Here is a 24636-nt window from a genome sequence, read left to right on the forward strand (position 1 = left end):
GTCTCCTTGCAGGCCCCGCCCGTGTGCCATGGATTTCTCTGCCTCGGCACCCCCGGCCAGTCCGCAGCCAGTCCGCAGGACACCCGTAAACGGCCGTCGGGAGCCAACGCATGTCAACGAGGAATCCCAGGTCAGGGCCCCGTGTGGGGCTCCGCCGCAGGTCAGGATCAGTCCGCAGACATTCCGCTTCAACGTGTAGTGGGTCACGTGTCCTCACCTCGCTGATCCAGCAAATACGCAGGTCAGAGCGGGCCCGACTCTTCGGAGTCGGGCCCTTTGTTCTTCCCTCGCTGGGATTGCGCCAGGACGGATGAGGGCGACAGTGCTGGGTTTCGGACGTGCGTCGCGTGAGGGCTCCAGCCCGGAGGGCGGGAACGCGGGCCCGTGGCGCTTTTCCTACTCGTTTGACACACCGCGAGTGCGGGTGTCGTGAAGGTGAGTCCGGTCGCGGCGAGGCATCCGTCGACGATGAGGCGGGCCCCTTGACGGGTCCGGCTCCGCGGGGTCAGGCCCTCGGCCGCGCATACGGCGCGTCGGTGGAACGGCTATTTCGTGGCCCCTTGGGCGAAGCCGTTGTAGATGTAGCGCTGGAGGAAAAGGAAGACCACGAGGGTCGGCACGATGACGAGGACGGCTCCGGCGGAGATGTACTCCCAGTGCGCCCCGAAAGGCCCCTTGAACCGGAACAGGGCCGTTGACATGGTCCCGAGATCCTCTTGGGGCATGTAGAGGAACGGGATGTAGAAGTCGTTGTACGTGGTGATGCCCTTGATGATGACGACGGTGGCGACAGCCGGCTTCAGCAGCGGGAAGATGATCTTCCGGTAGATGGTGAAGGAGTTGGCACCGTCGAGCCGCGCGGCCTCGTCGAGAGACCTGGGGATGCCGCGGATGAACTGCAGGAAGATGTAGATGGCCACGATGTCGGTGCCCATGTACAGGAGGACCGGGGCCCACCGGGTGTTGAACAGCCCGAAGCTGTTGACGACCTGGAAGGTGGCGACCTGTGTCGTCACGGCCGGCACCAGCGTGGCGATCAGGAACAGGGCCATGACGAGCTTCTTGAAGCGGAAATCGAAGCGGTCGATGGCGTACGCGGTCATCGAGCCGATGATCACGGTGCCGGTGATGGAGAACAGCAGGATGAAGGCCGTGTTGCCGAACGCCTGCAGCATGTGGCCGTCGTTGAAGGCCGTGGCGTAGTTGGAGAAGTTGAGCCAGTCGTCCGGCAGGGCCAGGGCGCCCTGGCCGTCGGAAACCTCCCCGTAGGACTTGAGCGAGGTCAGGAAGATCACGACGAGCGGCAGCAGCACCACGAGGGAGGCGACGACCAGGGACAGGTACGTCAGGGCGGTGCCGATGCGCGGACGACGGCGTGCCTTTCCCTGCGGGCGGGCGGGGGCGGTGAGGGTCATACGAGATCCACCTTCTCGTCGGGTACGAGGCGGCGCTGGATCCAGGTGATCACCAGGATGATCGCCAGCAGTACCACCGCGCAGGCCGAGGCCAGGCCGGTCTTGTTGAACTGGAAGGCGAACTTCACCGTCTGGATGACGAACGTCGAGGTCTCCGTCGCACCGCCGGTCATGATGTACGGGATCTCGAAGACGGAGAGGGAGCCGGAGATCGCCAGGATGACGCTCAGGCTCAGCACCGGCCGGATGCTCGGCGCGATGATGTGCATGAACTGCTGCCAGCGGCTCGCGCCGTCCAGCTGGGCGGCCTCGTAGAGTTCGCCCGGGATCGACTGGATGGCGCCGAGGAACAGCACGAAGTTCAGGCCGGTGAAGCGCCAGACGGACACGCCGGCCATGGACGTGTTGGCCGACTCCGGAGTGCCCAGCCAGGCGTGGTCGGTGCCGACGCCGAACCAGGACAGGACCGAGTCGAGTGTGCCGCCGTCCTGGAAGAAGTACAGGAAGACGAAGCCGATCGCGACGCCGTTGATCAGGTACGGGAAGAACAGGATGCCCTTGAAGAGATTCCTGAAGCGCAGGTCGAAGCTGAGGACGGCGGCGAAGTACAGGGCGATGACGATCTGTACGACGGACGCCGCCAGGTAGTAGAAGCTCACCGCGAACACCCGGAAGAGTTCGGGACGGGTGAAGATCTCGGTGTAGTTCTCCGTGCCGACGTAGTCGCGGTCGGGGCTGACGCCGTCCCAGTCGGTGAAGCTGTAGTAGATCATGTTGCCCACCGGCACGTAGGTGAACGTGATCAGCAGGGCGAGGGGGGCCAGCAGGAACAGCCACGGCGTGATCCTGCGCATCGGCCGGTCGCGCCACGAGGCGCCGGCCCGCGCGCGGTGCCGGGAGCCTTGCTTGCCGGATGGGCCCGGCTCGGCGGCCGGGGCGGGCGGTGACGCGGTCGAGACGGTTCGGGTTCGGGTCATTGCGGAGCCAGGGCCTTTCGTCGTCCGCTGAGGGCACTGGGTGCCGGGTCCCGTTCACCGGGGCGGTGGGGAGAGGACCCGGCGGGTGCTGGGTTCAGGCGGGTGCCGGGTCAGGAACCGACGGTCTGCCTGGCCTCGGACCAGCGCTTGTTCAGCTCGTCGAAATAGCCCTGGAGCGACCCGTCGGTGGCGCCGCGGGCGATGTCGATGAGCTTCTTGCGGTAGTCCGGCTTGTTGAGTCCGATCTCGGAGGCGTTGTCGATGGCGTCCACCTCGGCCGTCCGGGCCGCGGAGCGCTCGATCATCTTGACATCGTTGTCAACATAGCTCTTGAGGGTCTCCGGCATCCCCTGGGACTTCAGGGCGGAGACGGCGCCCTCCTTGGCCGCGTACCCGGACTTCTCGGTGAACCAGTCGATCCACGCCCGTGCGGCTTCCTTGTGGCCGGAGTGGATGTTGACGGCCTGCTGGTAGTCGGAGACCAGAGTGGAGCAGAACTCGCCGTCCTTCTGGGACGGGAGGGGCATGAAGCCGATGTCGTCGGGATTCTGGCCGGCCTTCTCGGCCGCGTCCCGCATCTGGTTGATGGCCCAGGAGCCGAGCACCATGCTGCCCACCTTGCCCTTGGCCAGGAGGGTCTTGGAGCTCTCCCAGTTGGTGGTGGCCGGGTCCTTCTCCGACAGCTTCTCGTGGACGATGTCGTGGAGCAGGGTGTCGAGGGCGTTGAGGTCGTTGCCCTCGGCCCACGGCTTGTCCATGTCGGCGAGCTTGTCGTGGCCCTGGGTGTCGCAGCTGACGGAGCCGACACTGTTGGTCCAGGGGCTTTCGAGCGGCCAGCCGTCCTTGAAGTTGGTGTAGTACGGGGTCGCCCCGGTCTTGTCCTTGACCGCTTTGAGGTCGTCGAGGAACTGTTCGGTCGTCGTCGGCCAGTCGGCGATCCCGGCCTTCTTCCACAGCGCCTTGTTGTAGACCAGGCCGTTGGCGGTTCCGAAGGTGGCGATGCCGTAGGTCTTGCCGTCGACGTCGGTCTTGTCGGTGAAGCGGTAGATGGGCTTCATCGACGAGGTCTCGCCGAGCGGCGCGAAGAACTTGGGGTAGTCGCCCTTGGCGACCGCCGACGGAATCAGCAGGACGTCGCCGTAGTCCTCCGTGTTCATACGGATCTTCACCTCCCCCTCGTAGTCGGTGAGGCCCTCGAACTCGACCTTCACGTCGGGGTAGGTCTCGTTGAACTCGGTGGCGTACTTCTTCATCGTCCCGTCCTCGACGAGGTCGGTGCGATTGGTGAGCACGGTGATGTCCCCCGAGACGCCGTCCGGGTTCACCGGCGCGGCCGCGGTCTCGCCGGCGTCCGCGCCGCCCCCTCCGCTGCACCCCGCAACGGTCAGCATCGCGGTGGCGAGCAGTGCGACGCTCAGCGTCCTCTTCCCCATGTGCCCAGCTCCTTTCCAAGGATTACGGCTCGGGCTCCGGTGGTGGTTGACGGTGACTATGTCAGTCGGCCGTGAACCGGTAAAGCTTCCCAATCCTTCGCGATACTCAATCGTTACACTAGGTGAGGGCTTCGGCCGTAGAGCCCCTGTATTGACTGGGTGCGCGAGGGAGGTCCTGTCAGGCAAAGAGGGCTAGACCGGTTCACTTGTGTGGGGTTAGGTTGAGCCGCGTTGCATACGACACGGGGTCCGTCCCGCCGAAGGAGCCGTACATGAAGGAAGTCGTCCCGCTCGCCGAGGGCTGGAGCCTCCGCCATCGCGAGAACCTGCTGCCCGCCCAGGTCCCCGGCTGTGTCCACACCGATCTGCTCACGGCCGGCCTGATCCCGGACCCCTTCCTCGGCGCCAACGAGACCGACGTGGCCTGGGTCGGCAGGCGTGCCTGGACCTACGTCCGCGACCTGCGGGCCACCGACACTGCCGGGGAGGAGGAGTACGAACGGACGGACCTGGTCTTCGACGGCCTGGACACCGCCGCGACCATCACCCTGGGCGGGCGCGAACTGGGCCGCACCCGAAACATGCACCGGCGCCACCGTTTCGACGTCACCGGTCGCCACGGGCTCCTGGCGGTGGAGTTCGCCTCCGCCTACGACGAGGCGGCCTCGGTGCGGGCACTGACGGGTGAGCGGCCCAACGTCTACCCGGAGCCGTTCCAGTACATCCGCAAGATGGCGTGCAGTTTCGGCTGGGACTGGGGGCCGACCCTGGTGACGGCCGGCATCTGGCGCCCGGTCCGGCTGGAGCGCTGGTCGACGGCCCGGCTGGCCGACGTACGCCCGCTGGTGACGGTCGACGACGCCACGGGCCGCGTCGAGGTGCGCGTCGAGGTCGAGCGCACCGCGCAGGGGACGGCCCGCTCGCTCGCCGTGCGTGCCACCGTCGGGGACGGCCTCGCCGAGGCGCGCGGTGCCGTGGAGGGGACCCACGCCGTGCTGACGCTGGAGGTGCCCGACGTGTCCCTGTGGTGGCCTCGCGGCTACGGCGACCAGCCCCTGTACGACCTGGAACTCGCGCTGATCGAGGACGGTGGCGGTTCCGAAGAACGACCCCTCGACGTCTGGCACCGGCGCGTCGGCTTCCGGACCGTGGAGCTGGACCGTTCGGCGGACGAGCACGGCACCGGATTCACCCTCGTCGTCAACGGAGAACGGATCTTCGCGCGCGGGGTCAACTGGATCCCCGACGACGTGTTCCCGTCCCGGATCACACCGGAGCGCTACCGCGCCCGGTTGCGTCAGACGGCCGGCGCTGGCGTGGACCTGGTGCGGATCTGGGGCGGCGGCATCTATGAGGACGACGCCTTCTACGACGCCTGCGACGAGCTGGGCCTCATGGTCTGGCAGGACTTCCTCTTCGCCTGCGCGGCCTACCCGGAGGAGCAGCCGCTGCGCGGGGAGGTCGAGGCCGAGGCGCGCGACAACGTTGTCCGACTGATGCCGCACCCGTCGCTCGTGCTGTGGAACGGCAACAACGAGAACCTGTGGGGCTTCCGCGACTGGGACTGGGAACCAGAACTGCGGGGCGACTCCTGGGGCGGCGGCTACTACCTGGACCTGCTCCCGCGGATCGTCGCCGAACTCGACCCCACCCGGCCCTACGCCGCCGGCAGCCCCTGGTCGGGCTCCTGGGACCATCACCCCAACGACCCGGCCCACGGCACCCACCACTCCTGGGAGGTCTGGAACCGCCGGGACTACACCGAGTACCGCGACTCGGTGCCCCGGTTCGTGTCGGAGTTCGGGTGGCAGGCGCCGCCCGCGATGGCGACCCTGCGCCGCGCGCTGCCCGGCGAGCGGCTCGCGCCCGATTCGCCCGGCATGCTGCACCACCAGAAGGCCGAGGACGGCAACGGCAAGCTGAACCGGGGCGTGGCACGTCACTTCGTGCTGCCCGAGGACGACTTCGACCGCTGGCACTACCTCACTCAGGTCGTGCAGGCCCGGGCGATCGCCACCGGGATCGAGCACTGGCGCTCGCACTGGCCGGTGTGCGCGGGCACGGTCGTCTGGCAGATCAACGACTGCTGGCCGGTCAGCTCCTGGTCGGCCATCGACGGTGACGGCCGGCTCAAGCCCCTCTACCACGAATTGCGCCGTGTCTACGCGGACCGGCTGCTCACGCTGCGGCCCGGGGAGGGCGACGACGGCCCGGTGCTCGCCGTCGTCAACCAGTCCGCCGAGCCCTGGCAGGCGCGCGTGGCCCTGCGTCGGCTGCGGGCGGACGGCACCGGGGTGGCCGAGGACGTGCTCGACGTGACCGTCCCCGCTCGTTCGGTGCACCGGCAGTCCGTGCCGCAGGACCTGGCACCCGCTCCGCGTAGCGCCAAGGAGTTCCTTGTCGCCGACAGTGAGGAACTGCGCAGTGTGCACCTGGCGGTCACGGACCGGGAGTTCGCCTACCCGCTTCCGGACTATGACGTGGCCGTTGAGTCTCCGATGGGTGCCGGGACGGGTACTGTCGAAGTCGTGGTAACCGCACACACCCTCGTACGCGATCTCCTCCTGCAGGCCGACCGGCTCGGACCCGACGCGGTCTGCGACACCGGACTGCGCACCCTGCTCCCCGGGGAACAGCTCCGGCTGCGGGTCACCGGCGCGGCCGAGACGGGGGCCAACGCCGTGCGAGCGGCACTGTTCTGCGTGGAACCGGCGTGAGCGCACCGTCCGTACGCGTCACCATCAAGGACGTCGCCGCGGCCGCGGGCGTGTCCAAGGGTGCCGTGTCCCTGGCCTTCAACGACAAGCCGGGCGTCTCCGACGCCACCCGCGAGCGGATCTTCGCGGCGGCCCGTCAACTGGGCTGGGCGCCGAACTCCTCGGCCCGCAGCCTGTCGCGCCAGTCCGTCGACACCGTGGGGCTGGCGATCTGCCGGCCCGCCCGGCTGCTGGGCCTGGAGCCCTTCTACATGGAGTTCGTCTCCGGCATCGAGAGTGTGCTGGCCGAGCGCGACTGCTCGCTGCTACTGCGCCTCGTCGACTCGCTGGAGGAGGAGATCGGGCTGCAGGAACGCTGGTGGCGGGAACGCCAGATAGGGGGCTCGATCCTGGTCGACTTCCATCACGAGGATCCGCGGATCGCGCCGCTGCGGCAGATCGGCCTCCCCGCCGTGGCGGTCGGCCACCCCTCGCTCACCGGCGGGTTCCCGTCGGTCTGGACCGACGACGCCGCGGCAGTCACCGAAGCGGTGCGCTACCTGGCGGTGCTGGGGCACCGGCGCATCGCACACGTGGGCGGCCCCCGGGGGCTGGGGCACAGCGCCATCCGGACGACCGCGTTCGAACAGACCATGACCGAACTCGGCATCGAGCGCGGGCCGCACGTCGAGACGGGTTTCTCGGGCGAGGACGGCGCCCGCGCCACCCGCTCCCTGCTGCTGTCCGCCGAGCGGCCCACGGCCATCCTCTACGACAACGACATCATGGCGGTCGCGGGGCTCGGTGTCGCCGCGGAGATGGGCGTCTCCGTGCCGGACGAACTGTCGCTGCTCGCGTGGGACGACTCCCAGCTGTGCCGGCTGACGCATCCGACACTGTCGGCGATGAGTCACGACGTGCACAGCTTCGGAGCGCAGGTCGCGCGGGTGCTGTTCGAGGTGCTGGCGGGCCACGACGTGACGTCCCAACCCGTCGCGACGCCGACCCTGGTACCGAGAGCGTCGACCGCCGCGCCTCCTGCGTAGAGGGGGCAGGGGTACGGACGGTGAGGGGCGCGGCGTCATGCCGCGCCCTTTCACGTGCGAAGTTTCACGGACGAATTCGGCGGCTCTCTCGTTCGCAGGATGGCTCGCATGTACCGGTTAACAGGAGGGGAACGTAGAGGCGTCTACTTCGGCTGTCAATCCATCACACAGCGCGCTTTCCTGCTGGCAGTCGCCGCACCAGGTGTGCTCACTGGCACTGTACGGCGGGTTTAGCGGTTTAGTTCCGAAGGGTGCTCAGCTCGCTGAGGCGAATTCGGAACGGTCTATTGACATGGATGGAACATCCGGTGCCTCATGGTGTTGCGCTGAGCGGTCCGCAGTCCTGTCCGGCCGCCTCGCCGACCCGTCACACCGCTCGCCCGGTGCCTGCCTCGCAACTCCCTGCGCTTACGAAGCGTGCCCCGGGTGGCGGCTGTTCATCGCCTGACATCGTTGTCAGGCAAGCGTCGGCAAGGGGCGCCCGGTGGGCCCGGGACAAGCGACGGCACCCCCCTCCGACCTGTCCGAGGAGACACATGCGAAGGCCAAGAAGCACGCTGATCACGACCGCGGGGATGGCGTTCACCGCCGTTCTCGGACTGCTGCTCTCACTCGCCGGCCCTTCCGTCGGCACGGCGCAGGCCGCTGAAGGCGGTATCCACGTCAGCAACGGACGTGTCGTCGAGGGCAACGGCAACGCGTTCGTCATGCGCGGGGTCAACCACGCCTACACCTGGTACCCCGAGCGCACCAGCTCCATCGCCGACATCGCGGCCAAGGGCGCCAACACCGTCCGCGTCGTGCTGAGCAGCGGCGGCCGATGGACGAGGACGAGTGCCTCCGAGGTCTCCGCGCTCATCGACCAGTGCAAGGCCAACAAGGTCATCTGCGTGCTGGAGGTGCACGACACCACGGGGTACGGCGAGGATGGCGCGGCGACCAGCCTGGACCAGGCGGCCGACTACTGGATCAGCGTGAAGAGCGCGCTGGAGGGCCAGGAGGACTACGTCGTCGTCAACATCGGCAACGAGCCCTTCGGCAACACCGACTACACGGCGTGGACCGACGCGACCAAGGCGGCCATCACCAAGCTCCGCGGCGCCGGCATCGATCACGCCCTGATGGTCGACGCACCCAACTGGGGCCAGGACTGGTCCGGCACGATGCGCTCCAACGCGGCTTCCGTCTTCGCCTCCGACCCCGACCGCAACACCGTCTTCTCGATCCACATGTACGGCGTCTACGACACCGCGACCGAGGTTCAGGACTATCTCAACGCCTTCGTCGGCGGCGGACTGCCCATCGTCGTGGGGGAGTTCGGCGACCAGCACAGCGACGGCAACCCCGACGAGGACGCCATCATGGCGACGGCCCAGTCTCTCGGTGTCGGCTACATCGGCTGGTCCTGGAGCGGCAACGGCAGCGGCGTCGAGTACCTCGACATGGTCAACGGCTTCGACCCGAACTCGCCGACCGGCTGGGGCGACCGCTTCTTCAACGGCAGCGACGGCATCGCAGCCACGTCCAAGACCGCCACCGTGTACGGCGGTGGCGACGACGGCAGCACGGGCGGTACCGCGCCCAACGGTTACCCGTACTGCGTCAACGGCGGCGCCTCCGACCCCGATGGCGATGGGTGGGGCTGGGAGAACAGCCGTTCCTGCGTCGTCCCCGGCGGCATCGCTCCCAACGGTTACCCGTACTGCGCGAACGGCGGCGCTTCCGATCCTGACGGTGACGGGTGGGGCTGGGAGAACAGCCGTTCCTGCGTCGTCCGGGGCAGCGCCGCGGATCGCTGACCGACGGACGCGGTGACGCCTCGCCCGAGGAAAGCCCCCGGGCGGGGCGTTCGGTCGCACGACGGCGTCAGGCATCGGCCATGGACGTGAGTAACCGGGGCCGGGCCGCCGGGGTGCCGCTTCGTGCAGTGCAGTCACCGTCGGACCGCGACGACTGGTCGAAACCGCGGCGCCCGCGTGCAGGTCGGAGATGTCTGAGCCAGGTGTGCACGCACTGGAGGGGCGCCGGCCCGCAGCTCACGCCGCGCGGCCTGGATCTCGGCCTCGCTCAACGCCGGCAAGCCCCAACCGCCTCCCCGCCCGGCAGGGTGCCGTCGACCACGTCGCGCAGCTGGGAGCGCGCGGTGATGCCCAGTTTGGGGAAGACCCGGTAGAGGTGGGAGCCGACCGTACGCGGGGAGAGGAACAGTTTTTCCCCGATCTCACGGTTGGTCAGGCCGCGGGCCGCGAGCCGGGTGATCTGCTGCTGCTGAGGGCTGAGTTCGGTGATCGCGCTGGGGGCGACGCTGTCCGCCTCGATGCCGGCGGCTCGCAGTTCTGCCTTGGCGCGTGCGATCCACGGTCGGGCGCCGAGCCGCCGGAACGTGTCGAGTGCTCCGGTCAGCAGCGGGCGGGCCTCCGCGATACGTCGCTGTCGGCGCAGCCACTCTCCGTAGTCCAGCCGGGTCTGTGCCCGCTCGAAGGGCCACTGCTCGCCCGCTTCGTCCGCCAGCGCCGCCTGGAAGTGCCGTTCGGCATGCTCCGGTTCGGCGAGCAGGGCGCGGCCTCGCTCGACCAGGAGGGAGACACGAGCCGACATGCCGGTGCCCAGGCGCCGCACCGAGCGCTCCAGCAGTTCCGCCGCGTGTTCGCGCCGTCCTCGGCGGACGGCCGCCGCGCAGAGTTCGGCCAGGACGGTGTAGGAGACGTGGTAGTGGACCGGGTCGCCGCCCTCGGTGAAGGCGGAGCGGAACTGTGCGTACGCGGTGTCGTAGTCACCGTCGGCCACCGCCGCCAGCCCCAGCGCGCGCCGGGCGCAGACCGCGACGGAGCGGCTTTCCAGCGGATCGACGAGGGCCAGCGCCTGCTCGGCGTTCCTGCGTGCGTCGGCCGGCTCACCGAGCAACGCCAGTGCTGTCGCCTCGAGCGCTCGTGCGCATGCCTCGGCGTGGTCCAGTCCGGCCTGCGAGGCCACCGCCGCGATCTCGGCGGCCACCGAGCGGGCCTCGGCCCAGCGGCCCTGCTCCAGATAGGCCCAGCCGGCGGCGCAGCCCAGCCCGGCCGGTAGCGGGCCAAGGGCCTGCCAACGGCCGAACGCCTCGTCGAAGGTGCCGACGGCGAGGGAGGTCTGGTCGAGGAGCCACGCCACGATGGCGAGCGCGGTCAGGGATCCGGCGTCGTCCTTGGCCTCGGTGATGAGCTGCGGCAGCGCCGGGGCGAGGGGCGCTCCCGCGCCGGTGGGATCGGAGACGGCCAGTACCCAGGCACGCAGTCCGCCACCGGTGGCGGAGTCCGGCATGTGGGGGAGGAGGGTCTCGATCCGCTGCCGCTGGACCTCCTCGCCCGAGTAGTAGCGGACCACCGCTGCCGCGGCGAGCGCGTCCGGCAGGCGCGGCGAACGGGCGTCCGCCGCCTCGTCGGCGATGCGTGCCAGCAGCGTGAAGGCGGCCGTGTGGTGCGGACCCATGGTCATGAGTTGCCCCGTCGCCAGCGCGGCCCGGCTGATCAGTGCCGGGTCGTCACTGCGCTTTCGGACCTCGTCGGCCAGGTGTTCCACCCAGCCGAGCTGACCGGTGAGGACGGCCATCTCCGCGGCCTCGGCCAGCAGCCGAGCCTGGTCCGCGCGGCGCGGGCTGAGCTGCGCGGCGCGCTCCAGAGCGGCGGCAGCGGCCGCGTGGCCGCCCCGGCGCCTGGCCCGGCCGGCTGTCTCCAGGAGGGCCGCCGACACCCGCTCGTCGGGCCGCACGGTCGCGGCGGCGAGGTGCCAGGCGCGGCGGTCGGGCTCCTCGTCCAGCAGCTGGGCGAGAGCGAGATGTGCGCGCCTGCGTTCCTCGAAGGACGCGGCGTGGTACACCGCCGAGCGGACGAGCGGGTGACGGAAGGAGATCCCGGCGCTGTCCTGTCGTACGAGTCCGGCCCGTTCGGCGGGCACCCACGTAGTGTCGTCCGCCTCGGGCAGACCCCGCGCGGCCACCGGCGCGTCCGCCGCGTCGGTGGCGGCGAGCAGCAGCAAGGCGCGGCGGGTGGCTTCCGGCAGGTGCTTCACGTGCCGCGCGAAGATCCCTTCCAGCCGGTCGGTGACGGGCAGCGGTCCCTCCACTCCGCTGCCCCCCGGCTGTCCGCTCGCGGCGGCGCGGGCGAGCTCGACCAGGGCCAGCGGATTGCCCGCCGCCTCCTGCAGGATCCGGACCCGGGTGCGGCCGGCGGGCCGCGTCGGCTGCTCATCGAGCAACCGGTTCGCCGCATCGCCGCTCAGGGGACCTATCTCCAGGCGCTCGTACCCCTTGTCGAACCCGGGCAGCACGTCCGCGGCACGCACGCCCACCAGCAGTGTCACGGGCTCGCTGGCCATGCGCCGGGCCACGAACGAGAGAACGTCCAGCGACGCGCGGTCGATCCACTGGGCGTCGTCGACCACCACGAGCAGCGGTGCCGGTTCCGCGAGATCCGACACCAGGGTCAGCACCGCCAGGCCGACGAGCATGGCATCGGGGGCCTCGGCGTTTTCGGCCAGTCCCAGCGCGCCCTGGAGCGAGGAACGCTGCCGCGCGGGCAGGCCGTCCAACTCGCCGAGGGCCGGGCGGAGCAGCTGGTGCAGACCGGCGTACGCGAGATGTGCCTCGGACTCGCTGCCGACCGCTCGCAGCACCCGATGGCCGGTCCTGCGCGTGCGCCGCACGGCGAGGTCGAGCAGGACGCTCTTGCCGGCACCGGGGTCGCCCTCGACGATCAGCACTTCGCCGTGGGACCGGTCGGCGGCCGTCCGCTTCATGATTTCCGCGGTCTCGGTTTCCCGGCCCACCACGGTCGGACCGGGGTCTACCGCCGGGCTCCGGCCCGCTTGAGCGCTTCCAGCATTTTCCACGGATGCTCCAGAGACTGACGCGAGGCTGCTGCACGAGGAAGGGGAGAAGCGCCCCATTCCACTGGAGTGCAAGGAGGAACGGGCAGCGACAATTCCGCGCGGCCGGCGAGATGCCCGCCAGTACGTTCCGAACGTCCGTGGACGGCCCGCGGCGTGTGCGCCGCGGCCGACCGTCACCGGAGTGGCGCCGTCTGCTGTCCGTGCGGCGGACGTCGCCGACCGGGGCGTCCATGTGCAGTCACATGACGCATACCGCGGTCCGTCACCTGCGGCGCACCATTGCGGAACAGGGGAACGGGGTCGTTCACGGAACGGACCCGTCAAGCGGACGGCCCTGTCCTCACCGGCGAGGACCAGACGGCCTGCCCCCGGCATCCGACCTTCTGCCGCCGGACGCGGCACCGCCGCCCCCGCCAAGAGCACCGCTCACCGCATCACGCCCGCGTCCGCGGCCCGAGCACGCGGAACCGACTGACCTGGAGCGAACCATGGACACCATCACCCTGGGCGAGGTCACCGTGACCCGAGTCCGGGAGTACTACGGCCCCGTGGACCTGACGCCCGAGGCGTTCGTCCCGGAGAGCCCGGCGGAGGCGTGGGACACGCACCGCTCCTTGCTGGTTCCGGACTTCCTGAACGCCGAGACCCGGATCGTCAACTCGGCGATCCAGACCTGGGTCCTGCGCAGCGAGGGCAGGACCATCCTGGTCGACACCGGCGTCGGCAACCACAAGGACCGGCCGTACGCGCCGGTGTGGAACCGCCTGGAAACCGACTTCCTGGGCAATCTCGCCCGCGCCGGGGTCCGCCCCGAGGACGTCGACATCGTGATCAACACCCACCTGCACGTCGACCACGTCGGCTGGAACACCTACCTCGACGGCCGGACCTGGGTACCGACGTTCCCCAACGCCACCTACCTCATGGCCAAGGCGGACTTCGACTACTGGAACCCCGCCAACGAGGTCAAGACCCTGCTCGGCCGAGGCAACCAGAACGTCTTCGAGGACAGCGTCGCCCCCGTGCACGAGGCCGGCCTCACCCTGCTGTGGGAGGGCAGCCACCGAATCGACGGCAGCCTGCGCCTCGACCTCGCCCCCGGCCACACCCCCGGATCGTCCGTGCTGAGGCTGGAGTCCGGCTCCGACCGGGCCCTGTTCGTCGGCGACCTGATGCACAGCCCGATCCAGATCGTCGAGCCCGACGCCAACAGCTGCTTCTGCGAGGACCCCGCCGAGGCCCGCGCCACCCGCCGCAAGCTCCTGGGCTCGGCGGTCGACAGCAACGCCCTCGTCTTCCCCGCGCACCTCGGCGGCCACGGCGCCGCCGAAGTCGTCCGCGAGGGGAGCAAGTTCGCCATCAAGGGCTGGGCGCCCTTCGCCAAGTACACCGAGCCGGCCTGAAGGCCCGCGGAAGGACACGAGAGATGAACCGCCACCCCGACACCGTCGTGGCCACCGCGCGGGGCGCCGTGCGCGGCCTGCGCCAGGGCAGCACCAACACCCTCACGTTCCTGAACATCCCCTACGCCGCTCCGCCCCGCGGCGCCGGCCGGTTCGCCCCGCCGCAGCCGCACGAGCCGTGGGACGGCGTACGGGACGCCACCGTGCCGGGGCCCAACGCCCCGCAGTCCGAACGCAAGCTCGGCGACGTCGACATGACCCCCTACTTCGGCACCGGCTGGAGCCGCGGCGAGGACTACCTCACCGTCAACGTCTTCACGCCCGCCGCCGGCGGTGACGGACGTCCGGTCATGGTCTTCGTCCACGGCGGCGGTTTCGTCGCCGGATCCACGCGGTCCACCCTGTACGACGGCTCCGCGTTCGCCCGTGACGGTGTCGTCCTCGTCACCCTCAACCACCGGCTCGGTATCGCAGGGTTCCTCGACATCCCCGGGGCGCCCGCCAACCGCGGCCTGCTCGACGTCGTCGCCGCGCTGCGCTGGGTGCGGGAGAACATCTCCGCCTTCGGCGGCGACCCGCGCAACGTCACCCTCTTCGGTCAGTCGGCCGGGGCGACCACCGTCGGCGGCGTCCTCGCCACCCCCGAGGCCGCCGGCCTGTTCCGCCGGGCGATCGTGCAGAGCGGCAGCGGTCTGGGCGCGTTCACACCCGAGCAGGCCGCCCGCGTCACCGAGGCCGCGGCCGAGGCCCTGGGCATCGAGCCCCACGTCGACGCCTTCGCCGGCATCCCCGACGAGCAGCTCGTCGAGGCGGCATCCAAGCTCGCGGGCATCGACCTGCGGACCGAGACCCACGGCGACCCGCTGATCGGTCTCAGCCCCTTCAGCCTGGTCCTCGACACCCAGCCCGCCGCATCCGTCGCCGCCGGCCTCGCCGCCGACGTCGACCTGCTCGTCGGCACCAACACCGAAGAGGGCAACCTGTACCTGGTCCCGGTGGGCAAGTACGCCACCTCGACCGCCGCCGACGTCGACGAGGCCGCCGCCCGCTCGCACCCGGATCCGGCGCGTCTCGTCGAGGCCTACCGCGAGTCCCGCCCCGAGGCGTCCTTGGCCGAACTGCGCTCCGCCATCATGACCGACGCCCTGTTCGGCGCGGGCAGCCGCGCTCTGGCCGGCGCCCATGCCGCCCACCCGCGGTCCGCCACCTTCGCCTACGAGTTCGCCTGGCGCTCCCACGCCCTGGACGGTGAACTCGGCGCCGCCCACGCGGTCGAACTGCCCTTCGTCTTCGACCTCGCGGACCGGCCCGAACTCAACGGTCCGGCCGCCCTGCTCGGCCCCGGCAAGGCCCCCGCGGACCTCGCCACCCGCGTCCACGAGACCTGGATCCGGTTCGCCCGGACCGGCGACCCCGGCTGGGACCCGTACGACACCGACCGCCGGGCCACCATGCGCATCGACACCGAGTGGACCCAGGTCGACGACCCCCGCAGCCGGGAACGCCGGGTCTGGAGCTGACCCCTCGTCCACGATCAGCCCCCCCGGGGGTGTCGCGGACGGGAGGTCGGAGCTGTGCGGCGACCGCGCCCGGGCCAAGGACGTCCGAGCCGGCCAAGGACGTCCGAGCCGACGGATGCGGCGGCCGGGGTGCGGCCGGCTCACCCGGTCGGCGCGCCCTGCCGGGCCGGCAGCTCGACCCGGTAGGGAAAGGCCGCCGGTGGTCCTCGCCCGGGCCGTCACGGCGCCCCGGTGGCCGCGCACGAGGGTCCGGACGACCGCGAGGCCCGGGCCGCGGCCGCTGCGGTCGCCGCCGCCTGAGACGAGACACTGATCCTTAAGCGGGGGAGCCGAGGCCGCAGCGCTGAACCCCAGGACGACGGGCGAGGCTGGGTGCCGATGAGAGTCGTATTCCCTCATTGTCCGGGTTCACCGCGCTTTCCGCTGGTGTGGGCGAAGCGGGTCCGGGTGTTATTGAATGAGGTGTGCGGTCAGGAAGCTCGGGGTCCCGTCGCACGGCTTCTGGTACGTCCCCGGCGCTGCCGGGGTCGGTGAGCGAGCTGAGAGAGCCGCATGGACTCCACACCCTCCCCCTCGTCCTCGTCGCCGTTCGAACTGGTCAGCAGTGCCCTGGGGAAGTACATCCCGCGCGGCGGAGCGGCAGCGGCCGCCGGTCCGGCCGACTCGCAGGGTGACCGCACCGCCCGCCCGCCCCTGCCCGCCGACCCGGCTGCCCGCCGTCAGGAGCAGATCCTCGGCGTGGTCAACCTGGACCGGGATCTCCGGATCACCCGCAGCAATCTGGACGCCCCCGTCTTCGCGGGGCTGGACGCCGTGACCGGGAGCCCGGTCGTCGATCTTCTGCCGCCCGGGGACGTACCGACGGTCACGCGACGGTTGCGGCAGGTTCTCGAGACCGGTGACGCGCACGTCGCCCGGGTCCAGCGCCTGCGGCGCGGAGACGGGTCGGAGCTGGTGGTCTCGATGAGCATCCTGCCCGCCGCGGAGCCCCATGAGGGCCTGACCGTCTCCCTGATCGCCATGGCCAGAAGGCTGCACCTGTACGCCGCCGAGACCGCGATCGGCACCTCGCTGGACATCGGGGAGACCGCGCAGTCGCTGGCGGAGTCCCTGCTGGCCTGGGGAGACGTGGCCGCCATCGACCTCGACTTCGCCGTGTGGACGGGCGAGGGGGTCACCGATCAGGCGCCGGGGCGCATCCGGCTGCGGCGGGCGGCCCTGGTGCCGGACCGCGCGTGGCCCGAGGGATATCTGACTCCGGGCGATGATCTTCCCCGCGACGCGAGCCGCCTGCTGTCCCAAGCGATACGGCGTGACGACGCCGCCCAGGCCATCGTCATACCCGACCGGGAGGCGATCGAGCGGGTACTCGGCAGTCCGAGGCTGGTGCGTGCCCTGGTGCCCGGTGAGCGGTCGGCGGGTGTGGCGTGCGTACCGCTGGTCCTGGAGGGCACGCCGCCCGTCGTGCTGGGTGTGGCGGAGGTCTGGCGGCGGGCGGACCGTCCCTTTTACGACAGCGAGCTGCTCGACCTGCAGGAACTGGTGGCCAGGACCGCCCATCACGTCGACCTGGCCCGTCAGCACCAGCGTGAGCACACGCAGGTGCTGGCGTTGCAGCGCCGCCTGCTGCCGCGGGCCGGCGGCGACACCATCGAGACCGCCAGCGTCTGCCAGCCCGCCACCCCCGACAGCGCGGGCGTCGGCGGTGACTGGGTGAACAGCTTTCCGCTGCCGGACGGCCGTACCGCGCTGGTGGTCGGTGACGTCGTCGGGCACGGTCTGGGAGCCGCGGCGACCATGGGCCAGCTGAGCATGGAGGCCCGCGCTCTGCTGTCCGCGGGGCTGGCGCCCGACGAGGTGCTGGAGCACCTGGACGAGACCGTGTCGCTGTTGGACGACGCGGAGTCCGGGCTGGCGGCCGGCTACAGCGCGCTCGGGTCGACCTGCTGCATCGCCGTCTACGATCCGGTCAGCCACCACGTGGCGCTGGCCAGCGCCGGCCACCTCCCCCCGGTACTGGTGCCCCCGGACGGGCGCTCCGGCCCGCTCGCGGTCCGCCCCCACCCCGGCCTGGGCGCCGAGTTCGCCTTGCGGGAGCCGTTCGACGTGCACACGTTCGCCGTCCCCCCGGGCTCCCTGCTCGCCCTCTACACCGACGGCCTGGTGGAGGATCCCGCCATATCGATCGACGAGGGCATCGGCAGGCTGGCGGACGCCGTGGCCGCGGTGCACCCCTGGGACGGCCTGCAGGCGGCTGCTCGGCACGTGGTCTCCGGGTTGGCGCCCGTGCGCCGGCGTGATGACGTGACCCTGCTGCTGGCACGCATGATCGGGTACCGCAAGGGGGACACCGCGGCCTGGCGGCTGCCAGCCCGCGGCGACGCGGCCGCCCGGGCCCGCACGCTGGTCTCCGCGTTGCTGCGGCAATGGCGCAGCAGGGACGACGCCCGGGACAGAGTGCTGCTCCTGGTCAGCGAGCTGGTCACCAACGCGGTCCGCTTCGCCGGCGGGCCCATCACGGTGCGGCTGATCAGGGCCGGTCACGACCTGCTGTGCGAGGTGGAGGACACCGGCAACGGCAGGCCGAGACTGGGCCCGTGCGGGCTCCTCGACGACCGTGGTCGCGGCTTGCACGTGGTGCACCGCCTCACCACCGGGTGGGGGGTGCGCTGGACGGACAACGGCAAGGTGGTCTGGGCGAAGGTCGCGAGGTGACGCGGCCGTGGGGTCGGCGTGCTACAGCCACTCGCCTTCCAGGGCGGTGGCCGTGAGGCCCGGGGCCGCCGCGTACAGGACGGCACGGTCGCCCGGCTTCTGCCCGGCGTCGTGTGCCCTGCGCATGATGTCGAAGACGGCGGCGCCTCCGCGGTTGCCGCTGGTGTAGCTGTCCCGGCTGTAGTCCAGCAGCCCCGACGGCCACGCGTCGGGCATCGTCTGCTCCATGTACTCCAGCACCCGGGTTCCGCCGGGGTGCGCGAGCAGGACGTCGGGGTGCCAGGAGTCGGGGTCGTCCCGGTAGCGCAGACGCAGCCACTCCCACATCGCGGTGACCGTCTCCTGAACGGCGCGCGGCCCGCGCCGGTCCATCACGAAGTGGGTGCCGTCCGACCGGGTGTCCAGGCGGTGCAGGTCCTGGGTCCCCGGCAGGGTGTGGTGCCAGGCGGTGTCCAGCCGCAGCACCGACTCGGGCCTCTGGCGGCCCGTGACCACCGCGGCGACCGCGGTGTCCGCGAACAGCAGGCGGACGATCAGGGACTCCAGAGTGTCGTCCGCGGGCTGGTAGGTCGTGCTGAGCGCCTCCGCGATCACGACCAGGACCACCCGGTCGGGGTCCGCGGCCACGAGATCGGCAGCCAACGCCAGGGAGCGGGTCCCGGCCACGCAGGCCCACTGCGTGGCCGGCAGCAGCATCACGTCGTTGCGGAGCGGAAGCCTGTTGGCCAGTGCGACGTCCAGGCCCGGCAGCGCCGGCGTGGTGGAGTGACTGGTTATCAGACAGTCGACGTCCGAGGCGTCCAGCCCGGCGATCTGCAGGGCCCCGCGCGCCGCGCGCTCCCCGTAGGCCTGCACGGCCTCCCAGGCCGGCGCGGTGCGCTCCTGGACGGTCTGCGGCGCGGGTATCGACTCCAGGGCGGCGACCGCGCGGTCGACGTCCTGCTCGGTGAACCCGTCGCGGGCCAGCGCCTCTCGGGCCGCCCCGCTGCCGCCGGCCATCAGGCCGCTCCCGTCGCCGGGTGCGACGGCGGTCTCCAGCGGCAGCATCCACCCGCGGGTCTCGATGCCCGTACTGGCCGCGATGCCGTCGATCCGGGGCGCCCACGACGCGTGCGGGTGCCGGCCGCGTACTTCCGCCACGATCTGATCGGTCTCCACGGTGTGCTCGCCGTGTATCACGGCGGGAGGGCACAGGTAAGCGGCCACGGTTCGCGCCTTTCTGCGGGGAACGGAGGAGGACGTCAGGAGTGCCTGGGGACGGGGTACTTGGCACTTCGCACCCGGGAAGAACCGGGAACGTCCGGGAGAACGCCGCTGCGCTCTGCCTCGGGCGTCGGCATCCGTTCCGAGCATGGACGCTAAAGGGACATTTCCGCTGTGATGCAGGCAACTTGGGCGGCCTTTGGGTGCGTGACACGGCACACACCCACGGAGGGGAGGCCCCGGCGTGCTTCGGCCGACCTGCTCTGACGCGTCGTCAACCGCGAGTCCGGGCGGAGTCAGCGCCCTGTCGTGCCGTCGATCAGCTCGCGGAGGATGTCCGCGTGACCGGCGTGGCGGCCGGTCTCCTCGATCATGTGGGTGAGGGCCCAGCGGGCACTGGGCGCGGGACGGCCCGGCCGCGGCCGGGGGACCGGCTCGCCGAGGTCCGGGCACCCGTCGAGGACCGCGTTCGCACGCTCGACGGTCTCCCGGTAGCGGGCGACGACGTCGGCGACACCGTCCTCCGGTGCGGCGTGAAAGGTCGCCTGCCAGTCGGTGACCTGCTCGCCCAGGAAGATCGCACGCTCGACGCGGGTCAGGTGGTTGAGCAGGCCGAGCAGGTTCGTGCCCGAGGGGACCTGGGCCGTGCGGACCCGCGGCTCGGGAGCGCCCTCGACCTTCGCGGTCATCGAGATCCGTAGGTAGTCGAGGAATCCGCGCAGAACCTGGGCCTCGCTGCTTCCGGTCCGGGGCGGAGGGGTGTCCCTGCGGCGGGCTGAGGTGGGCATGGTGGCCTCCTTCGTCGGGCATCGGGCACCGGGGAGTGGGTCTCGGCACCGGGGAGTGGGTCTCGGGCCGGCCGGCCGGTCAGGCGGTGCGTCGGACGAGCAGGACGTGGTCGACGACCTCGGCGGTGCGTCCGCCCGGGCCGGTCGCGATCCGGCGGGGCGCGTCGGCCCGCTCGACGGTCCACGTCGCCGGGTCCAGGCCGATGCCCGCCGCGACCTCCCGCGGAGTCGGGTACCGGACGTCGGGATCCTGGTTCCACGACCACGGCGCGGTGGAGCCGTGGTCGACCACCAGCAGCCGCCCGCCCGGGCGCAGCGCGTGTGCGGCCGTACGCAGGACCGCAGCCCGGTCCAGGTCGAAGGGGGTGTGGAGGTAGTGCGCGGAGACCAGATCGAACCGGCCCCCGGGGAAGGACGCGCGCAGGTCGTGCTGCTCGGCGGCGACCAGGTCGCCGAGGCCGAGTGAGCGGGCGTGGCCGGAGAGCCGCTCGGCCGCCACGGTCGAGATGTCGACGGCGGTGACCCGCCACCCCCGGCGGGCGAGCCACAGCGAGTCGCCGCCGTCGCCGCATCCGAGGTCCAGTGCGTCGCCGGGGCGCAGGCCGGTGACCGTCTCGACGAGACGGCCGTTGGGCCGCGGGTCGGTGGCCGACGGCCGGCCGGCGTAGACGCCGTCCCAGAACGTGACCGCATCGGTGGCGCTCATCGAAGCTCCTTCGTCTGTCGGGATGTCCTGCGAGCAATGCCTGTCGGGATTGCCCGTCGGAATGCGGCCAGTCTCACCGGACGCCGCGCGAACCGGCACGGAAACTTGCCGTTGTGGCAAGGTGGCCCGATGGACGGCGGAACGGAAGACGTACTCGGCGCGGTGGGCCCGCGGCTGCGTGCGCTGCGGCGCGACCGCGGCGTCACCCTCGCCGACCTCTCGGCGGCCACCGGGGTGTCGGAGAGCACGCTGTCCCGGCTGGAGAGCGGGCAGCGCCGGGCGACCCTGGAGCTGCTGCTGCCGCTCGCCCGGATCTACGACGTTCCGCTGGACGACCTCGTCGGTGCCCCGCGCACGGGCGACCCCCGCATCCACCTGAAGCCGATCCGGCGGTTCGGGATGGTCTTCGTGCCGCTGTCCCGGCGGCCGGGCGGGACCCAGGCCTTCAAAATGATCATCCCGAGCCGCCCCCGCCCTCTCGAACCGACCCCGCAGACGCACGAGGGCTTCGAATGGCTCTACGTGCTGAGCGGCCGGCTGCGGCTGGTGGTCGGCGAGCGCGACCTGACGCTGGCGCCCGGTGAGGCCGCCGAGTTCGACACGTCCCTGCCGCACTGGCTGGGCAGTGCCGACGGCGGCGCGGTCGAGCTGCTCGTCCTGTTCGGCCTGCAAGGGGTGCGCGCGCACGTACGCACCGGCTCGCCACCGGTCGCGTAGCGCACGTGGGGGGTCCGGTCCCACGGACGGACGGCTGAACGGCGGTTCAGGAAGCGGATCGGAATGCGAGTCGCTCAAACGGCACGGGGGTCCGCACATCCGTGCCGCACCCTTGTGTAATTCCTCTGGAAGCCTCAATCTTTCGGCTGACGCACCAAAGTCGTCCCGGATTGACATGACCATGACCCATGGTCGTCGCCGAGGGCGGCCTGCTCGGCGTGCACGAACCCCACCACGCACCACCGACTGAGGAGGACCCCTCACATGGCAGTGCTGCGTCACCACCCCCACCGCACCACCCGGCGAAGACTGGCCGCCGTCAGCGCCGCGGCCACCGCGGCCCTCGCCGCGAGCCTCGTCTCCGCGCTCCCCGCCACCGCGGCGGAGGGCCGCATCCAGTACGAGGACGCGGCCAACGCGGTCGCCGGCAGCTACATCGTGACCCTGAAGGCGGACGAGGCGAGGTCCGGCTCCGCCGAGGGCCGCGCGCTGGCGAAGAAGTACGGCGCCGACATCGAGCGCACGTACACCAAGGCCCTCAACGGCTACGCGGTCGAGGCGTCCGAGACCGAGGCGAAACGTCTCGCCGCCGACCCGGCCGTCGCCTCCGTCGTCCAGAACCGCACCTTCCACGCCACCGGCACCCAGCCCAACCCGCCGTCCTGGGGCCTGGACCGCATCGACCAGCGGAACCGCCCGCTGGACAGCTCGTACACCTATCCGGACAGCGCCGGACAGGGCGTGACGGCGTACGTCATCGACACCGGCGTCCGCATCTCCCACAACGACTTCGGCGGCCGCGCCTCCTACGGCTACGACGCCATCGACAACGACAACACCGCCCAGGACGGCCACGGCCACGGCACCCACGTCGCCGGCACCGTCGGCGGCGGCGCCTACGGCGTCGCCAAGCAGGCGAAGATCGTCGGCGTCCGGGTGCTCGACAACTCCGGCTCCGGCACCACCGCGCAGGTCGTCGCCGGCATCGACTGGGTCGCCCGCAACGCGGTCAAGCCGGCCGTCGCCAACATGTCCCTCGGCGGCGGCGCCGACAGCGCCCTCGACACGGCCGTGCGCAACGCCATCGCCTCCGGCGTCACCTTCGCCGTCGCGGCCGGCAACGAGTCCACCAACGCCTCCACCAAGTCGCCGGCCCGGGTGACGGAGGCGATCACGGTCGGCGCCACCACGTCGAGCGACGCCCGCGCGAGCTACTCCAACTACGGCTCGGTCCTGGACCTGTTCGCGCCCGGCTCGTCGATCACCTCGGCCTGGAACAGCGGCGACTCGGCCACCAACACCATCTCCGGTACGTCCATGGCGAGCCCGCACGTCGCCGGGGCGGCCGCGCTGTACCTGGCCGACAACCCCACGGCCACCCCCTCACAGGTCGCCTCCGCGCTGACGTCCACCGCCACCAGTGGCGTCGTCTCGAACCCGGGCAGCGGCTCGCCCAACCGCCTGCTGTACGTCGGCGACGGCGACACCACGCCCCCGCCGACCGGCGACCGCTTCGAGAACACCGGCGACTACACCATCCGGGACAACGCCACCGTCGAGTCCCCGGTGACCGTCACCGGCGTCTCGGGCAACGCCCCCTCGGCGCTCTCCGTGGACGTGAACATCGTCCACAGCTACATCGGTGACCTCCAGGTCCAGCTGGTCGCCCCGGACGGCACGGCGTACACGCTGAAGTCCTACGGCACCGGCGGCAGCGCGAACGACATCAACACCACGTACACCGTGAACGCCTCCTCGGAGACCGCGAACGGCACGTGGAAGCTGCGGGTCAGCGACAACGCGTCCTGGGACACCGGGCGTATCGATGCCTGGGCCCTGCAGTTCTGACAAGTCCGTCAGTCTGACGACGCCTCAGTGAAGAACCTCGCCCTCGCGGTGCGGCTCCGGGTCGACGACCCAGCCCGCCACGAGGGCGAGACGCGTGTGCCGGTGCACGGCGAGGAAGCCGAAGGGGCGGTCGAACGCGGCCCGGACGGTGGTGCGCAGCCAGAGCGGCCGAGGCAGGGCACAGCCGGCCGCGCCGATCGCCGTGACCGCAGCCGCCTCGAAACCCCGGGCGCCGAACCTGGCCACGGCGGACTGCCGGGCCGCCTCGACGTACAGGGGAAGACGCGAGCCGATGCCGGGGAAGTGACCGGGGGCCTCCCGCGCGGCCGTCGCGAGACCGAACAACTCGGGGCGTTCCAGCAGGTCGTGGCCGGCCGTCACGTCGTACGCCGTCGTCGTCACGTCGAGCGCAGGCGGCTCGGGCCTGCTCGTGTGCTCCCGCCCGACATGGAGTCCGGGGCCCGCCTCGCCGTACGGCAGTCGGGAGCCCGGTGTCACCTGATGGGCGCGCGCGAGGACGCCGAGCCCCGCTCCCAGGACCTGCCCGGGCGTCATGCTCTCTTCGCCGAGCAGCAGATGGACGTCGACCGCGGTGCCGCCCAGCACCTTCAGCTCGGTGACGTGGCCCTCGGGCGTGTCCGCCACGCCGATCCGGTCCAGCAGCACGCTCTCCCGGCGCAGGCCCAGCAGTTCGCGCCCCTCCCACGGGCCGCTCTCCGGTACGACGCAGGACTCTTCGAAGGGCCGCAGCCACCGGGTGCGCAGCGCCAGCGCGCTCGCCAGCACCAGATCGGTGCCCGGTGCGACCGCCACCGGCATTCGCTCGATCAGCCCACCCGTGCGCCGTACCGCCCACGCGTCGAGCGCCGTCCCGTCGGTCTCCACGTCACCCGTGAGCACGCCGTGCGCCTCGGTGGGCAGCCCCGCCGCCCACTCCTCGCGCAGTTCCAGTGTGCGTCCGGTCCACAGCCCCAGGGCCGTTTCCAGGCCGCCCACGGTGCCGAGTCCGGCCAGCAGTTCGCGGGCCGCTCGGGACGCCCGGCCGGCGGAGACACCCACCGCCTCCTCCAACTCCGCCCGGGCCGCGCCCGCCGCGCCGTCCGCGAGGAGGGCGAGCAGCGGCCACACACCCACCGCGGAGAACACGGTGCCGCCGCTCGTGGTGGCCGCCCAGCGGGCGGTGAGGCCGTTCACCGCCCGGATCGTCGCGTTCGTGACCCGCATACCGCCCCCGCCCCGTCGCGTGCTTACCATGCGCTCAGTGATCGGCCGGCCGTCCGTCGGGACCGGCCGCCCCCAGCCCCGC

General features: G+C 71.3%; 16 protein-coding genes. 8 read left to right on the top strand and 8 right to left on the bottom strand.

The annotated features are described in order from the left end of the window. Nucleotides 1-545: 545 nt before the first annotated feature. The 3 genes from EBH09_RS24065 to EBH09_RS24075 all read right to left on the bottom strand — a co-directional run bounded on the left by EBH09_RS24065 (nt 546) and on the right by EBH09_RS24075 (nt 3825). A complete protein-coding gene (locus EBH09_RS24065; RefSeq protein ID WP_121749013.1) occupies nt 546-1415 on the bottom strand; it encodes a carbohydrate ABC transporter permease in 870 nt (289 codons plus the stop codon). Continuing rightward, complete coding sequence (locus EBH09_RS24070; RefSeq protein ID WP_121749014.1) at nt 1412-2392, bottom strand: sugar ABC transporter permease; 981 nt, start codon at nt 2390-2392, stop codon at nt 1412-1414. Before EBH09_RS24070 ends, EBH09_RS24065 begins: the two co-directional genes overlap by 4 nt. A 110-nt stretch (nt 2393-2502) precedes the next feature. Beyond that, nucleotides 2503-3825 (bottom strand): extracellular solute-binding protein, encoded by a 1323-nt coding sequence (locus EBH09_RS24075; protein WP_121749015.1) that lies wholly within the window; start codon nt 3823-3825, stop codon nt 2503-2505. A gap of 272 nt (nt 3826-4097) precedes the next feature. Here EBH09_RS24075 and EBH09_RS24080 point away from each other — a divergent pair, with 272 nt between their 5' ends. The 3 genes from EBH09_RS24080 (at nt 4098) to EBH09_RS24090 (ending at nt 9366) form a co-directional block, all read left to right on the top strand. After that, nucleotides 4098-6542: a glycoside hydrolase family 2 protein gene (locus EBH09_RS24080; RefSeq protein ID WP_121749016.1), complete on the top strand. Its 2445-nt coding sequence runs from the start codon at nt 4098-4100 to the stop codon at nt 6540-6542. Then, complete coding sequence (locus EBH09_RS24085; RefSeq protein WP_121749017.1) at nt 6539-7567, top strand: LacI family DNA-binding transcriptional regulator; 1029 nt, start codon at nt 6539-6541, stop codon at nt 7565-7567. Before EBH09_RS24080 ends, EBH09_RS24085 begins: the two co-directional genes overlap by 4 nt. Before the next feature lie 536 nt (nt 7568-8103). After that, on the top strand, nt 8104-9366 hold the full coding sequence (locus tag EBH09_RS24090; RefSeq protein WP_121749018.1) for a cellulase family glycosylhydrolase: 1263 nt from the start codon (nt 8104-8106) through the stop codon (nt 9364-9366). A 268-nt stretch (nt 9367-9634) separates the two neighbouring features. On the opposite strand, the gene EBH09_RS24095 is transcribed toward EBH09_RS24090, so the two are convergent. Beyond that, complete coding sequence (locus EBH09_RS24095; RefSeq protein WP_121749019.1) at nt 9635-12487, bottom strand: LuxR family transcriptional regulator; 2853 nt, start codon at nt 12485-12487, stop codon at nt 9635-9637. Between the two features lie 431 nt (nt 12488-12918). Between EBH09_RS24095 and EBH09_RS24100 the strand changes: the two genes are divergently transcribed. The 3 genes from EBH09_RS24100 to EBH09_RS24110 all read left to right on the top strand — a co-directional run bounded on the left by EBH09_RS24100 (nt 12919) and on the right by EBH09_RS24110 (nt 18068). Then, nucleotides 12919-13833, top strand: coding sequence for an MBL fold metallo-hydrolase (locus EBH09_RS24100; RefSeq protein ID WP_121749020.1), 915 nt, complete (start codon nt 12919-12921; stop codon nt 13831-13833). A gap of 23 nt (nt 13834-13856) precedes the next feature. Further along, the gene (locus EBH09_RS24105) at nt 13857-15353 is read left to right on the top strand and encodes a carboxylesterase family protein (RefSeq protein ID WP_121749021.1); all 1497 of its coding nucleotides are present in this window, start codon (nt 13857-13859) and stop codon (nt 15351-15353) included. Nucleotides 15354-15905: 552 nt separating this feature from the next. Beyond that, nucleotides 15906-18068, top strand: a complete 2163-nt coding sequence (locus EBH09_RS24110) for a SpoIIE family protein phosphatase (protein WP_121749022.1) — start codon at nt 15906-15908, stop codon at nt 18066-18068. A 21-nt stretch (nt 18069-18089) separates the two neighbouring features. Here EBH09_RS24110 and EBH09_RS24115 read toward each other — a convergent pair whose 3' ends face one another. From EBH09_RS24115 to EBH09_RS24125, 3 genes are all read right to left on the bottom strand, one after another. Continuing rightward, nucleotides 18090-19274 (bottom strand): type III polyketide synthase, encoded by a 1185-nt coding sequence (locus tag EBH09_RS24115; RefSeq protein WP_121749023.1) that lies wholly within the window; start codon nt 19272-19274, stop codon nt 18090-18092. A gap of 293 nt (nt 19275-19567) precedes the next feature. Then, nucleotides 19568-20059 (bottom strand): DinB family protein, encoded by a 492-nt coding sequence (locus EBH09_RS24120; protein WP_121749024.1) that lies wholly within the window; start codon nt 20057-20059, stop codon nt 19568-19570. Nucleotides 20060-20138: 79 nt separating this feature from the next. After that, complete coding sequence (locus EBH09_RS24125) at nt 20139-20765, bottom strand: class I SAM-dependent methyltransferase (protein ID WP_121749025.1); 627 nt, start codon at nt 20763-20765, stop codon at nt 20139-20141. A gap of 129 nt (nt 20766-20894) precedes the next feature. Between EBH09_RS24125 and EBH09_RS24130 the strand changes: the two genes are divergently transcribed. Together EBH09_RS24130 and EBH09_RS24135 are read left to right on the top strand one after the other, a co-directional pair. Then, complete coding sequence (locus tag EBH09_RS24130; protein ID WP_121749026.1) at nt 20895-21482, top strand: XRE family transcriptional regulator; 588 nt, start codon at nt 20895-20897, stop codon at nt 21480-21482. A gap of 264 nt (nt 21483-21746) precedes the next feature. Continuing rightward, entirely contained in the window at nt 21747-23330 is a 1584-nt protein-coding gene (locus tag EBH09_RS24135; protein WP_121749027.1) for a S8 family peptidase, read from the top strand. 24 nt (nt 23331-23354) lie between these two features. Here the strand turns inward: EBH09_RS24135 and EBH09_RS24140 are convergent, their stop codons facing one another. Continuing rightward, nucleotides 23355-24584, bottom strand: a complete 1230-nt coding sequence (locus EBH09_RS24140) for a serpin family protein (RefSeq protein ID WP_238697429.1) — start codon at nt 24582-24584, stop codon at nt 23355-23357. Nucleotides 24585-24636 lie beyond the last annotated feature (52 nt).

Origin of the sequence: Streptomyces sp. E2N166, from assembly GCF_003671715.1 — a bacterium.
GTDB classification, from domain to species: domain Bacteria; phylum Actinomycetota; class Actinomycetes; order Streptomycetales; family Streptomycetaceae; genus Streptomyces; species Streptomyces thinghirensis.

Coding starts and splice junctions, on each gene's coding strand:
- EBH09_RS24135 (WP_121749027.1), top strand. CDS start 21,747: ATGGCAGTGCTGCGTCACCACCCCCACCGCACCACCCGGCGAAGACTG.
- EBH09_RS24080 (WP_121749016.1), top strand. CDS start 4,098: ATGAAGGAAGTCGTCCCGCTCGCCGAGGGCTGGAGCCTCCGCCATCGC.
- EBH09_RS24105 (WP_121749021.1), top strand. CDS start 13,857: ATGAACCGCCACCCCGACACCGTCGTGGCCACCGCGCGGGGCGCCGTG.
- EBH09_RS24120 (WP_121749024.1), bottom strand. CDS start 20,059: ATGCCCACCTCAGCCCGCCGCAGGGACACCCCTCCGCCCCGGACCGGA.
- EBH09_RS24090 (WP_121749018.1), top strand. CDS start 8,104: ATGCGAAGGCCAAGAAGCACGCTGATCACGACCGCGGGGATGGCGTTC.
- EBH09_RS24100 (WP_121749020.1), top strand. CDS start 12,919: ATGGACACCATCACCCTGGGCGAGGTCACCGTGACCCGAGTCCGGGAG.
- EBH09_RS24125 (WP_121749025.1), bottom strand. CDS start 20,765: ATGAGCGCCACCGATGCGGTCACGTTCTGGGACGGCGTCTACGCCGGC.
- EBH09_RS24075 (WP_121749015.1), bottom strand. CDS start 3,825: ATGGGGAAGAGGACGCTGAGCGTCGCACTGCTCGCCACCGCGATGCTG.
- EBH09_RS24065 (WP_121749013.1), bottom strand. CDS start 1,415: ATGACCCTCACCGCCCCCGCCCGCCCGCAGGGAAAGGCACGCCGTCGT.
- EBH09_RS24140 (WP_238697429.1), bottom strand. CDS start 24,584: ATGGTAAGCACGCGACGGGGCGGGGGCGGTATGCGGGTCACGAACGCG.
- EBH09_RS24070 (WP_121749014.1), bottom strand. CDS start 2,392: ATGACCCGAACCCGAACCGTCTCGACCGCGTCACCGCCCGCCCCGGCC.
- EBH09_RS24095 (WP_121749019.1), bottom strand. CDS start 12,487: ATGGGGCGCTTCTCCCCTTCCTCGTGCAGCAGCCTCGCGTCAGTCTCT.
- EBH09_RS24130 (WP_121749026.1), top strand. CDS start 20,895: ATGGACGGCGGAACGGAAGACGTACTCGGCGCGGTGGGCCCGCGGCTG.
- EBH09_RS24110 (WP_121749022.1), top strand. CDS start 15,906: ATGGACTCCACACCCTCCCCCTCGTCCTCGTCGCCGTTCGAACTGGTC.